At 63.8% G+C, this 13247-nt stretch carries 11 protein-coding genes; 5 read left to right on the top strand and 6 right to left on the bottom strand.

Annotation, left to right across the window (positions count from 1 at the left end; all coding sequences use genetic code 11):
* The first annotated feature begins 341 nt into the window (after positions 1 to 341).
* The 4 genes from AC1RLU_RS13125 (at position 342) to AC1RLU_RS13140 (ending at position 4854) form a co-directional block, all read left to right on the top strand.
* Complete coding sequence (locus AC1RLU_RS13125; protein WP_492796221.1) at positions 342 to 1604, top strand: cyclopropane fatty acid synthase; 1263 nt, start codon at positions 342 to 344, stop codon at positions 1602 to 1604.
* A 440-nt stretch (positions 1605 to 2044) separates the two neighbouring features.
* Positions 2045 to 3043, top strand: a complete 999-nt coding sequence (locus AC1RLU_RS13130; protein ID WP_492796030.1) for an ABC transporter substrate-binding protein — start codon at positions 2045 to 2047, stop codon at positions 3041 to 3043.
* 102 nt (positions 3044 to 3145) lie between these two features.
* The gene (locus AC1RLU_RS13135; RefSeq protein ID WP_492796032.1) at positions 3146 to 3970 is read left to right on the top strand and encodes an ABC transporter ATP-binding protein; all 825 of its coding nucleotides are present in this window, start codon (positions 3146 to 3148) and stop codon (positions 3968 to 3970) included.
* 11 nt (positions 3971 to 3981) lie between these two features.
* Positions 3982 to 4854 (top strand): ABC transporter permease, encoded by an 873-nt coding sequence (locus tag AC1RLU_RS13140; RefSeq protein ID WP_492796033.1) that lies wholly within the window; start codon positions 3982 to 3984, stop codon positions 4852 to 4854.
* A 3-nt stretch (positions 4855 to 4857) separates the two neighbouring features.
* Here the strand turns inward: AC1RLU_RS13140 and AC1RLU_RS13145 are convergent, their stop codons facing one another.
* From AC1RLU_RS13145 to AC1RLU_RS13170, 6 genes are all read right to left on the bottom strand, one after another.
* The gene (locus AC1RLU_RS13145) at positions 4858 to 6252 is read right to left on the bottom strand and encodes a sensor histidine kinase (RefSeq protein WP_492796035.1); all 1395 of its coding nucleotides are present in this window, start codon (positions 6250 to 6252) and stop codon (positions 4858 to 4860) included.
* Positions 6249 to 6917, bottom strand: a complete 669-nt coding sequence (locus AC1RLU_RS13150; protein ID WP_492796037.1) for a response regulator — start codon at positions 6915 to 6917, stop codon at positions 6249 to 6251. The genes AC1RLU_RS13145 and AC1RLU_RS13150 overlap by 4 nt, the downstream gene beginning before the upstream one ends.
* A 255-nt stretch (positions 6918 to 7172) precedes the next feature.
* Entirely contained in the window at positions 7173 to 8324 is a 1152-nt protein-coding gene (locus AC1RLU_RS13155; protein WP_492796039.1) for an ABC transporter substrate-binding protein, read from the bottom strand.
* Entirely contained in the window at positions 8324 to 10489 is a 2166-nt protein-coding gene (locus tag AC1RLU_RS13160; protein WP_492796041.1) for a TonB-dependent receptor, read from the bottom strand. Before AC1RLU_RS13160 ends, AC1RLU_RS13155 begins: the two co-directional genes overlap by 1 nt.
* 314 nt (positions 10490 to 10803) lie before the next feature.
* Complete coding sequence (locus AC1RLU_RS13165) at positions 10804 to 11070, bottom strand: helix-turn-helix domain-containing protein (protein ID WP_492796222.1); 267 nt, start codon at positions 11068 to 11070, stop codon at positions 10804 to 10806.
* Positions 10953 to 11549 (bottom strand): Crp/Fnr family transcriptional regulator, encoded by a 597-nt coding sequence (locus AC1RLU_RS13170; RefSeq protein ID WP_492796042.1) that lies wholly within the window; start codon positions 11547 to 11549, stop codon positions 10953 to 10955. Before AC1RLU_RS13170 ends, AC1RLU_RS13165 begins: the two co-directional genes overlap by 118 nt.
* A 222-nt stretch (positions 11550 to 11771) precedes the next feature.
* On the opposite strand from AC1RLU_RS13170, the gene AC1RLU_RS13175 reads away from it, so the two are divergent.
* Positions 11772 to 13121, top strand: coding sequence for a substrate-binding protein (locus tag AC1RLU_RS13175; protein ID WP_492796044.1), 1350 nt, complete (start codon positions 11772 to 11774; stop codon positions 13119 to 13121).
* The last annotated feature ends 126 nt before the right edge of the window (positions 13122 to 13247 follow it).

A 13247-nucleotide genomic window follows, 5' to 3' on the forward strand; every position in this document is an offset into this window, starting at 1 on the left:
GCCATCTCCACATTTATTTTGCTCTGCGCAACGGCTTGTCCGGCATCCGCGGGACCGGCTGCTGAGTGGCGCTTCTGCTATGCCGGCCACGAGCAGGGCCGCCGCTTCTACATCTCGCAGCCGTTTTTAACCACCGGCTCGCTCGAAAGTATCGAACGGCAATGGGTCACCTGGCTCGGCCGGCAGGCCGTACGGTCCGAAACGACCGGATGTCCACGAGGGCCCGACCGCCCTGGTGTCGAAGCCTTCATCAAATCAGCGGTTCGATACAATGCCGGCCTTGGCCGCAATGCGGTCGAACTCGACTGGCAACCCGTTCCATGAGCGGTCAGGACCCCATCATGTATCGCATGCTTCGCTCCATGCTCTCCCAGCTTGTCACGCGCGGCGCCCTGGAGGTGACCGGACCGGACCGCAGGAGCTTCATCTGCGGGGATGGCAGCGGCGATCCGATTGCGATCCGCTTCATGGATCGCAGCGCGATCGTGGCTTTCCTGGCGGACCCGGAAATGAAACTCGGCGAGTTGTACATGGATGGGCGCCTTCGCGTGGAGCAAGGCTCGATCCACGACTTCCTCACGCTGATCCTGGCCGGTGCACGCGAACAGCCGCCGGGCTGGTGGGAAGGCGCGCTCGATCGGGGGCGCTTCCTGCTGCGGCATCTGGCGGCACGCAACACCCGCAGCCGCTCGCGCAAGAACGTCGCCCATCACTATGATCTCGACGACAGGCTCTATGCCCTGTTCCTCGATGACGACTGGCAATATTCCTGCGCCTATTTCGAGACGCCGGAACAGGATCTGGACGCAGCACAGCTCGCCAAGAAGCGGCACATCGCCGCCAAGCTCCTGATTGAACCGCAGCATCGCGTCCTCGATATCGGCTGCGGCTGGGGCGGGCTTTGTCTCTATCTCACCGAGGTCGCGCAAGCGCGCGAAGCTCTCGGGGTAACGCTTTCACGCGAGCAGCTCGAAGTCGCCAATCGAAGGGCGCAGGAGGCTGGCGCCGGCGAGCGGGCACGCTTCGCCTTACAAGATTATCGCGATGTCGACGGCATGTTCGATCGCATCGTTTCGGTCGGCATGTTCGAGCATATCGGCCCGCGCTTCTTCGCGACGTTTTTCGAAAGCTGCCACCGGCTGCTGCGGGACGACGGCGTGATGCTGCTTCACACCATCGGCTGTTCGGACGGGCCGAACCATCCCAATCCCTGGCTCAATCGCTACATTTTCCCCGGCGGCTATCTGCCCGCCCTGTCGGAAATCGTGCCGGCGGTGGAAAACGCCGGACTGATCGTCACCGATATCGAAGTGCTGCGGCTCCACTATGCCAAGACACTGCAGGCCTGGCGCGAGCGGTTCATGAGGCGCAGGGCGGAGGCTGCGGCTCTATATGACGAGCGTTTCTGCCGCATGTGGGAATTCTACCTGGCAATGAGCCAGGCTGCCTTCGAGCATCAGGATGTCGCGGTTTTCCAGCTGCAGATCGCGCGGCGGCAGGACGCCGTGCCATTAACGCGTGACTATATGGATCGTCAGAAGGCGCACCTACGCCGGCGCGAGCAACAATCCGCTGCACCTGGGTGCACCCGCGCCTCTCCCTGAGGCCGGGGCATCTTGGTGATGATATCGCGGTTTCCCGCCCCATTGCAGCCGGGGCAATCTGGAGACCTCCGTCGCGCTGACGGCACTTTCGCTCCCCAACCACGAAGAGAAGGACGCCGACAAAGGCTGCCTTCCGAACATCGGCGGGGATGTCGGCACCGAAAAGGACAAGCCCCGGAACCAGCGACGCGGCAACGAGGCCGACGATGGGGTTACGGCCTCCCCTCTCGACGACGATGGTCGTCCACGACGAGCTGGCATTGACGGGGAAAGCACCGGCGAGGCCCGTGAGCAGATCGGCCTCGCCAGGAGGCGATTCAGCGATCGCCACTTCGAAAGGTTGGTGAAAGCTTGGCGAGCTACGGACGTGGCTATCGCCGTAAAGCCGCCCTCGAAGAGCGGTGTCCGGGCGAGAGGACGTGAAACCAAGGAACCCGCCCATGCGCATCCGTGCCGCCATCTATTCGCTTGCCTTCGCGTCGGTGCTTGCCGGCTCGACCGCGGCGCTCGCAGCCGACAAAGTGACCATCATGGTCGGTGGCTACGAGAAGCAGATCTATCTGCCCGCCAAGCTCGCCGAGAGCCTCGGCTACTTCAAGGACGAGGGGCTCGATGTCGAGCTGCTCAACGAGGCGGCCGGCGTCGATGCCGAGAACGAGATGCTCGCCGGCGTGGTTCACGGCGTCGTCGGTTTCTACGATCACTGCGTCGACCTGCAGGCGAAGGGCAAGTTCGTCGAGTCCGTCGTCCAGTTCAGTCAGGCCCCGGGTGAGGTCGAGCTCGTCTCGAACAAATATCCCGACGTGAAGTCGATGGCCGATCTCAAGGGCAAGAATCTCGGCGTGACCGGCCTCGGCTCGTCCACCAACTTCCTGACCCAGTACCTGATGGTGAAGTCGGGTGTGCAGCTCAGCGACTTCACCTCGGTGCCCGTCGGCGCCGGCGCCACCTTCATCGCCGCCATGCAGCAGGACAAGATCCAGGCCGGCATGACCACCGAACCAACCATCTCGCGCCTGCTGAAGACCGGGGAGGCGCGCGTCCTCGTCGACATGCGTACGATCGAGCAGACCAAGGCAGCGCTCGGCGGCACCTATCCGGCGGCTTCGCTCTATATGCCGACGGCCTGGGTCGAGAAGAACAGGCCAACCGTGCAGAAGCTGGCGAATGCCTTCGTCAAGACGCTGAAATACATCAGCACCCATAGCGCCGAAGAGATCGCCAGCAAAATGCCGAAGGATTACTATGTCGGCGACAAGGACGGCTATGTGAAGGCCTTGGCCGATGGCAAGGCGATGTTCACCTCCGATGGCGTGATGCCGCAGGGCGGCCCCGAGACGGTTCTCGCCGTGCTCTCCGGCTTCTCAAAGAACATCAAGGGCAAGCAGATCGACCTGTCAAAGACCTACACGACCGAGTTCGTGAAGGCTGCGAAATAAGTCGCACGCACCCAAGGGCGGCCGGCACGGTCCGGTCGCCCCCCTCTTTGCCTTTCATCGAGTGCCCATCCGTGACGCCGCCATTGCGGCGAAGGAGGTCCCATGCCTGCAACCGATGCGGCCGGCAGCCCGGTCGTCGAGCTGATCAACGTCTCGCGCCGCTTCATCACCCCGGACGGCAAGTCGATGACCGCGATCCGGGACTTCAACATGAGCGTGGCGCGCGGCGAGTTCGTCGCCGTCGTCGGCCCAACCGGCTGCGGCAAATCTACCACGCTCAACCTCGTTACTGGCCTGGCCCGTCCGTCGAGCGGAGAGGTCCGCCTCTTCGGCCAGCCGGTCACCGACATCGACCCGCGCATCGGCTTCGCCTTCCAGACCGACGCGTTGTTCCCCTGGCGCAGCGTGATCGACAACGTCGTCGCCGGCCCGCTATTCCGCGGCAAACCGCGCGACGAGGCCTATGCCAAGGCGCGCGAATGGCTGGCGCGCGTGCATCTGAGCGGCCACGAGAGCAAATATCCGCACCAGCTTTCGGGCGGCATGAGGAAGCGCGTCTCGCTGGCGCAGACCTTCATCAACGAGCCGCAGGTGCTGCTGATGGACGAGCCCTTCTCGGCGCTCGACGTGCAGACCCGCGTCGTCATGCACGAGGTGCTGCTCAATCTCTGGTCGGAAGCGAAGGCCTCGGTGATCTTCGTCACCCATGATCTCGAGGAGGCGATCGCGCTCGCCGACAAGGTCTATGTGCTGACCTCGGGGCCCGGCACGGTGAGGGCGGTCTATCCGGTCGAGCTGCCGCGCCCGCGCGTCGTCAGCGAGATCCGCTACCAGGACGACTTCATCGCGCTCTCCCGCCGCATCTGGGGCGACCTGCGCGTCGAGGTCGAGCGCGGCAGTGCCCGTGACGAAGCCCGCGCAGCCTGAGGAGAGCCGCCATGACCGACGCCACCCTCGCCTCCCCCGTATTCCGCCCCGGCACCTCCGACGCAGAGATCGAGGCCGCCGCGGCCAGCGCCGCCCGCAACCATCACTACAAGGTACTGTTCTGGCGCTGGGCCATTCTGCTCGTGATGCTCGGCGGCTGGGAGCTCGGCGCCCGCCTCGGCGCTATCGACGAGTTCTTCTTCTCCAGTCCGAGCGCGATCTGGAGTCGGCTCGTCGAATGGACGATCGAGGGAACCTCGGAAGGCCCGCTCTGGCTCCATCTCTATGTCACGATGGAGGAAGCCATGCTCGGCTTCGCGATCGGCTCCGTTGCGGGCATCGTCGTCGGCATCGCGCTCGGCCGCAACCGGATGCTGGCGGACATTTTCTCGATCTACATCAAGGTATTCAACTCGATCCCGCGCGTCGTGCTGGCCCCGATCTTCATCATGATCTTCGGCCTCGGGATCGGCTCCAAGGTGGCGCTCGCCTTTATCATGGTGTTCTTCGTCGTCTTCGCCAACGCCTTCCAGGGCGTACGCGAAGCCGACCGGAACCTGATGGCCAATGCGCAGATCCTCGGCGCGCGCGGCTGGCAGCTCACGCGCTCGGTGGTCATTCCATCCGCGATGAGCTGGATCTTCGCCTCGCTGCATGTGAGCTTCGGCTTCGCCATCATCGGTGCCATCGTCGGTGAGTTCGTCGGCTCCCGCCACGGCATCGGGCTGCTCATCAACATCGCGAAGGGCACCTTCGACTCGGCCGGGATGTACGCGGCGATCGTGGTGATCATGATCGTGGCGCTCGCCGCCGAATACCTGATGACCTGGGTCGAAGGCCGGCTCGCGACCTGGCGCCCGGCGCCGCTGCAAGATCAGCATTGAGCTTTACGCTGCCGGCACATCTCCGGGAGCTGCCGGCAGTCTGACCTCGACGCGCAGCCCCGGCGAGGGCTGCGTTTCCATGAGCGCGATGGTCCCGTCATGGGCGGCAACGATCTCCTTGACGATCGCGAGCCCGAGCCCGGTGCCCTCGACCGTCGCGGGCGCGAGGCGATGGAAGCGCTGGAACACCCGCTCGCGATCCGCCTCGGGAATGCCGGGGCCGTTATCCTCGACGACCAGCAGAATGCCGGCCTCTCCCTGCTCCAGTTTCACCGCGACGGTGCCGCCCTGCGGAATATGGCGCAGCGCGTTCTCGACCAGATTGAGGACGAGCTCGCGCAGGAGTGTGACATGTCCGTGGATCGGCAGGGCGGCGGGGGCAGCCTCGAAGGACAGGTCGATGGCACGGTCGAAGGCGATGCCGGCGAGGCTTTCCAATGCAGCGCGCGTGACCTCGTTGAAGTCCAGATCGTCCTTGCGCAGCGCCCCGCCGCCGGGTTCGGCCCGCGTCAAAGTCAGAAGCTGGTTCACCAGTCGAGCCATGCCATCGACTCCGCCATCGATCGCCGCAAGCACCTCCCGCTGCAAGCGCGGGTCGTCGTCGCGGCGGGCCATCCCGATCTGCGTCTTCAGCACGGCAAGCGGCGTCCGGAGTTGATGCGAGGCATCGGCAACGAAGCGTCGCTGCAGCGCGATATAGGTGTGGACGCGCTCCAGCGCGTGGTTGAGCGCATCGATGACAGGCCTGAGTTCGCTTTGCACGCCGTTCCGGTCGAGCGCATTCAGGGATTCCGGATCGCGTTCCCGCAGCTCATCGCGCAGCCGCAGCAGCGGTGCGAGGCCACGGCGCAGCCCCAGAAGCGCAAGCAAGGCAGCAATGCCAACGAGAATGAGTTGATCCCTCAGCGAGGCCTGCCAGATCTCGCCGACCAGCCGGTCGCGCCCATGCAGCGTCGTGGCGACGATCACAAGCGCGTTGCCGCCATCGACTTTCGAGATCACCGGCTGGGCGAGGGCGACAGCGCGCATGGCCTGGGTGCGAAACACTCCGTCGTAGTAGGAAGGCTCCAGCCCGCGTGGCGGGGCAGGCGGCGCGACCACGTCGGGAAAACCGGCGATGAGTTCGCCTGCCGGCGAAAGCACCCGGTAGATCACCTTGTCGCGGTCGGGCGAGGTGAACATCTCGAGGGCCGAAGGTGGGATCAGCGCCTCGATCCGCCCGTCGGCTTCCTTGACCTGCTCGGCAATGACGCGGGCCGAGGCGAGAAGCGTCCGGTCGGTGATCAGATCGGCAGTCTGCATGGCGTCCCGGTGCAGGCTCCAACCGTTGAAGGCGACGACTGCGGCGAGCGGCAGCAGCAGCCATGCCAGCAGTTCGGCGCGCAGGCTGCGGCTCACGCCGCAAGCCTCAAGGCATAGCCGAGGCCACGCAGCGTGCCGATCGAGACGGAACTTCCGCCGAGCTTCTTCCGGACGCGGTGGACGTAGATTTCCAGCGCATTGTCGGTGGCATCGTCGTCGAAGCCAAACACGGTTCCCGTCAAGGCCGCCTTCGAGACGACGCGCCCGCCGGCGAGCAGAAGCGCTTCGAGCACGCTGTACTCCCGCGCCGTCAGGGCGAGCGGAACGCCGCCGAGCGTGAACTGGCGCGCATCCGTCGCGAGTGCGAGTGGACCAAATTCGACGCGCGCCGTGCGGCTATCCTGCCGGCGCCGCAACTGGGCACGAATCCGGGCTTCCAGCTCATCGGGCTCGAACGGCTTGACCAGATAATCGTCGGCGCCCGCGTCCAGCCCTGCGACACGGCTCGACACCGCGTCGCTGGCGGTCAGGATGATGACCGGCGTCAGGCCCCGGCGCTGCCGAAAGCGGCGCAGAAGCTCGAGGCCGGTCAAGTTGGGCAGGCTGATGTCGAGGATGATGAGATCGTAGTTTTGTGTGGCCAGCGCAGCATCGGCGTCGACGCCGTCATGGAGGCAATCCACGACATAGCGGCCTTTCCGCAGCAACCGTGCCAGCCAGTCTGCGAGCTCGCGATTATCCTCGACCAGCAATATCCGCATGCGGCTGAGCACCAGGATTCAGGTTGCTGAAAGGCCGCTAACAAGCGCCTTTCCCGCTGCACTTTCCAAATGATCCGCCATTCAGGCAACTGATATTCGCAGCCGACGCTCCGCTGTGCCGCGAACCGAGACCAGAAGCCGTCCGATAACTTTCATGGCATTCATCTACGCCTCGGTTGGCGCCGCGCTCGGGGGCCTCATGCATCGATGAAAAGCTATGGCTGGGCAGCGATGAGGACAATTTCCGCGGCGCAATCACAGGCCGCCAGCCAGCCCAATCCAGTAGCCAGGCTGATACTGGATTGGCAGAAAGCGCTCGTGCAGCTCCCGCAGCGTTGCCTCTGCATCGATATCGCCGAAAAGCTCCGGGTGAAGCCAGCTTGCGATGCGCTGCAGGGCCACGAACTGGTAGGGGCTGTTGTAGAACTGGTGCCAGATCGCAAAGACGCGTTGTTCGGCGACGGCTTTGCCATGCGCGAATGCCGGACGCTTCGCCAGCGCCTTGAGCTTGCTGCGAGCTGCCGATAGGTCAGCCCCCGGACCGAGGCCGACCCAGCCGCCGCCGGGAGCCAGCGCGTCCCAGTTTCCGCCCGTTACGATGACGACGTCCGGGTCCCGGGCGATGATCGTTTCAGGATTGATCGTGCCGAACGTTCCCGGAAGAAGTTCGGAGCCGAGGTTATGGCCGCCAGCCATTTCGACCATGAGGCCGAAATTCTCCTTCCCGAAGCTCATGCAGCAGGCGTCCGAATAGCCGGGGATGCGATCCAGCATGACGAGCGGCCGCTTGAGGTCCGGGTTTCTCGCTATCGGAGCCGTCACGCGGGCGATCTGGTCGCTGCGGAAGGCGATCAACGCGTCCGCAATCGCCTCGCTTCCAAACAAGCGCCCGAGCAGACGCAAGGATAGCTCCGTGTTTCGGAGCGGCGCATGGCGGAAATCGACATAGAGCACCGCGATCCCCACGGAGGCGAGCTTGTCGACGAGCTGCATCTCGGCACTGGCCCGCTCAGCTTCGTAGTTGAGGAGAAGCACGTCGGGCTGAAGCGAAATCGCCTTCTCGATGTCGAAATTGCCAGCTCCCACGCTGCCGAATTTCGGGATGCCGGCAACCTCCGGAAAGCGTTCAGCATAGGCGCGGTAGCTGTCGGGGTCGGATTTTTCCAGGTCCTCCCCCCAGCCGACGATCCGCTCAAAGGGGTTGCCGCGGTCCAGCGCCGCAATGGCGTGGATCTGCCGCCCTTCGCCGAGCAGCACCCGCCGAACCGGAAGCTGCACCGCGACCTCCCGTCCAAGAATGTCGGTGACCTTGATCGGCGCGGCTGACGGCCGGCTGGCCGCGATGAGCGGCAGGCCCAGACCGACGGCACCGAGAAGACCGCGGCGAGAGAGGGGCAAGCGCGCCATCACAGGTCCATGGACATGGACAGGAGATATGTCCGCGGTGCCCCTTGCGTGAACGTCCCGAAGGAAGCGGCCCCCGCCCAGTATTTCGTGTCGGTCACATTCACGACATTCGCCCGGAACGTCGTCTTGCGGCCGTTGAGTTCGGTCGCGTAGCGCAGCCCGAGGTCGAGGCGCGTCCAGTCCGGCAAGGCCTGCGTGTTGGCGGCATCGACGTACTGCTTGCCGGTGTGGATGATCGCCGCATTGACGGTCAGGCCAACAATCCAGGGCACATCCCATTCCGCGCCGAGATTGAGCTGAATGCGCGGCACGCCGATGGGCGTATTGCCGATATTGGCGATGGCCGCCGTCCGGGTCAGCTCCCCATTGAGAAGGGTCACGCCACCGAGCACACGCCATTGCGACGAGATCTGACCGAAGGCCTGGAGTTCGAGGCCCCGGACCCTCTGCTCTCCCGTTTCGGCGAACCTGCCGGCAGGGCTGAGTTCGCCAACGGGCCGCGTGATCTGGAACGCCGCGAGCGAGGCTCCGAAGCCATTGTAGTCCAGCTTGACGCCGGCCTCGATCTGGCGGGCCACGTAGGGAGCGAGTATCTCGCCGGCATTGGTGGCCGTAACCGGCGCAACGTCGCCGCGGCTCAGCCCTTCGATATAGTTTCCATAGAAAGAGACGTGCTCCCAGGGACGGATGACCAGTCCGACGAACGGCGTCGTGGCGCTCTTGTCGTAGGACGAGGCCAGCGTCCCGACATTGGACACATAGTTTCGTGCCTGAATGTTCTGACGCCGGACGCCCAGCGTCAGAAGGATGCGCTCGTCGAAAGCCGAAAGGGTATCGGCCGCCGAGAGGCTGGTCAGCGTGCTGTCGGAAAGCGGCGCCTGTCGCCCCACGCGCAGAGCCGCAATTTCCGGCACGCGCACGGGATTGTAGATGTTCGAGATGTAAGTCCCGCCGACAGCGCCGAACTCGCGCTTGGTCTCCTCATGATAACGGGATGCCTGCACGGTCAGGTTATGGCGAATGAAGCCTGTCTCGAACTTCGCCCTGATGCCACCCTCGAAGGTGTGGCGATCGATACCCATGCCGTAGAATTGCGGTGAGGTGCTGGTCGTCCCCAGCACGCTGGTGATCATCGGCGCGGAAGCGAAGAAGCGCTCGACATTGCTGTGCGAGGCACCGGCGTTGCCGAACACGGTGATGGCGTCAGTGACGTCGTATTCCAGCTTGAGCAAGCCGCCACGATCATCGACGTCTGAATATTCCCAGGGCTGAGTGACGTTGCGGCGACCATCCGCAGCTTTGGGAACCGGCACTCCCGCGCGCATGAAGAATGGCCGGGCAGGCGCGTTGAAGCGGTCGGATTGAGCGAGGACATAGGCCCATGCGCGGAACCGCTCGCCCTGATAGTCGATGGCCAGAGCTCCGACGCCCGACTGCTCCTTCTGATGGTCGACAGCTGTCCTGCCGTCATTCAGGCTCGTGATGGCCCGCACACCCCATTCCCGATTGGCACCGAAGCGTCGGGACATATCGAGCTGCCCGCCGCCTCGTGCGTTCGAACCATAGTTCAGCGTAAAGCGCGTTAGGTCGCCTTCAGCACGCTTCGGAACGATATTGACGACGCCGCCGATCCCGCCATTGGGTGAAACGCCGCTGATCGCTGCCGAAGGCCCCTTCAGCACCTCGATGCGCTCGGCGTAATCGGAGAAAACGCGGAAGCTCGGCGCGACGCCGTAGACGCCGTCGAACGCGATCTCGCCGCTGGTGCCCTCGTTGATCGGGAACCCGCGGATATAGAGCGAATCGAACGGCGCGCCCGTGCCCTGGGTTGCCCGGACCGATGGATCGAGCGCGAGGGCCTCGGAGGCCGTCCTGGCCTGGCGGTCGCGGATGAACTGTTCGGTGTAGCTGGTGACGCTGAACGGCGTCTTTGCAATGTCGGTGTTGCCGAGAGCGCCGATGCGAGCCCCGGTCGCAACCTGTCCGCCTGCGAACGGCGCCGGAACCTGCGAGGAACGCGTCCCTTCGACGATGATCTCGTCGAGTTGGACCTGGCTCTGCTGCTGAGCGACGACTGGCGTGCAGGACAGGGAGAGGCTCGTGGCGACAATCGCCGTCGCGCTCACCGCCGGCAGCGCCGTAAGCTTTCCTCTTCGCACCATCATAACGATGGAGAATTTCGTGACATTCATTCCAGCACCACAAGCCGTAATCGAAACTAAAACGCTCCGACCTGATGATATCTGCGGTGCAGTCTTGTCAATAATCCAACCGAATATCTGATGATAAACTCAGTGACAGTCCAGATACGCGCGCCGTAATTTTTAATTACTCAAATTAACACCCGGAACTGAGGCACGCCCACAGGGATGCGCCATTGACACACGCTGCAAAGTACTTGTCACAACATAGCGAGGTCGAGCTGGCCTTCATCGATGGCAGTTTCGGGAGGCCTGCCTCCAAGAGCCTGCCGGCTGCCTCATAAGCCGCGCTGGGCCGTTGGCCCGGCTGGAATGAGAGCAAGGTCTACCGGCTGATATTGTGCCAGGCGGCGCAATCCTGCGATGTCCGGCAGCTCCATGAGACGCGAGGTGCTGACGATCAGCCGCTCGGCACGCAGTTCCTGCATCACGCGATTGAGGTGCGGAACGCTGAGCCCCAGCACATCGGCCAGGATGCCTTGCGAAAAGGGAAGATCGAACCGCGTCTGTTCGGCGCATCCGACCTCCAGCAGGCGGTCGTGAATCTCGAGCAGGAAATGCGCGAGCCGCTCGATCGGCGTGCGCCGGCCGAGATTGACGATGTGCTCCGCACAAATCGCCGCTTCCGGGCTGCGAGCCAGGTCAGGACGAGGCCGAATTGCGGCCGCTCGTAGCAAAGACGCACATAGGAACTGAGCGGGCAGACGCTGTAGCTGAGATTGCTCACCGCCACGACCGCATAGGTCGCGCGGTCGAAGAAGCTGACGGGAAAGCCGATCACGTCGCCCGGCAGAATCACGTTCAGAATCTGCCGCTTGCCGTTCCGCAGCAGCCTGTAGCGGATCGCGTAGCCGCTCCGGACGAAACACAGGTCGCGATGCTCCGCCCCGTGGACGATGAGATCGTGCCGCTTCGCCGCCGTCCCCTCGCGCTCCATGATCGCCTCGAGGCTATCGAGATTCCCGGCGTTCATATCCATGAGGCGAGAAATCTTTGTGACGAAGGGATGTCCGGTGAGCGGCATGATGCGGTTTACACCCCTTATCGATTGGCTCTCATGGAGTATTCTGCGGCCGATTATTAATCGAAATCAATAATCAATATTATCGAACGAAAGTGGCATTGACCATATAGCCAATGCAGCGGGGAATGGCCGCGACGTGTCTTCAGATATTCGGTGCCGACAGCACGTCCAAACCCCCGCATGACGAAGGGGAGGATCGGACACCAGAGGGGAAGGACGCACATGACATCCGACAATCGCAAGCTTACGAACCTGTCCCGGCGCACGCTGATCCAGGGCGGCCTTAGCGTTGCGGGCGGCGTGATCCTGCCGGCGGGCCTGTTCCCGGTCCACGCGGCCGGCCAGACGGCGATCGGCACCTGGCCCGAAGGGTCCAAGGGCGACACCGTCAATATCGGCGCAGCCGTGCCGCGCACCGGCGCCTATGCGGTGCAGGGCGAAGACGAGCTCAAGGGCTGGCAGCTCGCCGTCGAACACATCAACACCAACCATGAGCTGATGAAGAAGCTCGCGCCGAAGATCAACAACGGCGTCAACGGCAAGAAAGTGAACCTGCTTGCGGCCGACTCCGCCGCCAAGCCGAACCAGGCGGTGCAGGAACAGCAGACCTTCATCAACCAGAACAAGATCATCCTGATGACCGGCTCGACCTCGTCGGCCGTCGCGGTGGCGCTCAACAAGTTCGCGCAGCGCGAGAAGGTGCTCTACGTCGCGGCCATTTCAGGCTCGAACGACACCACCGGCAAGGATTGCGTGCGCTACGGCTTCCGTCAGAATTTCTACGGCGAGACCGCCGCGAACGCGATCGGCCCGCAGCTCGTGAAGGCCTACGGCAAGAACCGCAAGGCGGCGTTCATGACGCCGGACTACACCTACGGCCACACCGTCACCAAGTCGGTCAACGACTACCTGACCGAGAAGGGCGGCTGGACCCAGGTGACCAACCAGATCTCCCCGCTCGGCACCCAGGATTTCAGCCAGTACCTGACCAATATCGCCAATTCCGGCGCCGAGTTCATCATCAACGTCAACTGGGGCCGCGACGCCGTGCTCTCGGTGCAGCAGGCCAAGCAGTTCGGCCTGACGCCGGCGATGAAGATGGTGATCCCCTACCAGATCCCGTTCCTCGCCAAGGAAGCGGGGCCGGAGCTGATGGAAGGCGTCTTCGCCGCGACCGATTACTGGTGGACGCTCGAGGACAAGTATCCACTGGCCAAGATGTTCAACGAAGCCTTCGTGAAGAAGTTCGGCTATCGCCCGGAATGGGGCGCTGAGAACGCCTATGTCAGCTTCGCGCATTGGGCGCGTATGGTGACGGAGGCCGGCAGCTTCTATCCGCCGGATGTCATCAAGCAATACGAGAAGGGCGAGACGATTCCCTCGCTGCTCGGCGACGTGCGCTATCGGCCGGAAGACCACCAGTGCATCCGCCCCGTCGTCATCGTCCGCGGCAAGGCCGTCAAGGACATGAAGAACAAGGAAGATTTCTGGGAGGTTCTCGAGGTCCTTCCGGGCGAACCGCTGATGCAGAAGCCGGATGCGTTCGGCTGCAAGCTCGGCGACTACACCTGACCGATCGAACCCGCCGCCGCGCTGGCTGAGAAGGCGGGTTCTCCGGATTGCGGGAGGGGGTGCGGGGGACCGAACGTCGGTCTCCCGCGGCTCCCTGCCCCAGCCCCCGTCCGACGACAAGACAAG

The sequence above is a fragment of the Allobosea sp. GW822-FHT05A11 genome (genome assembly GCF_058800455.1).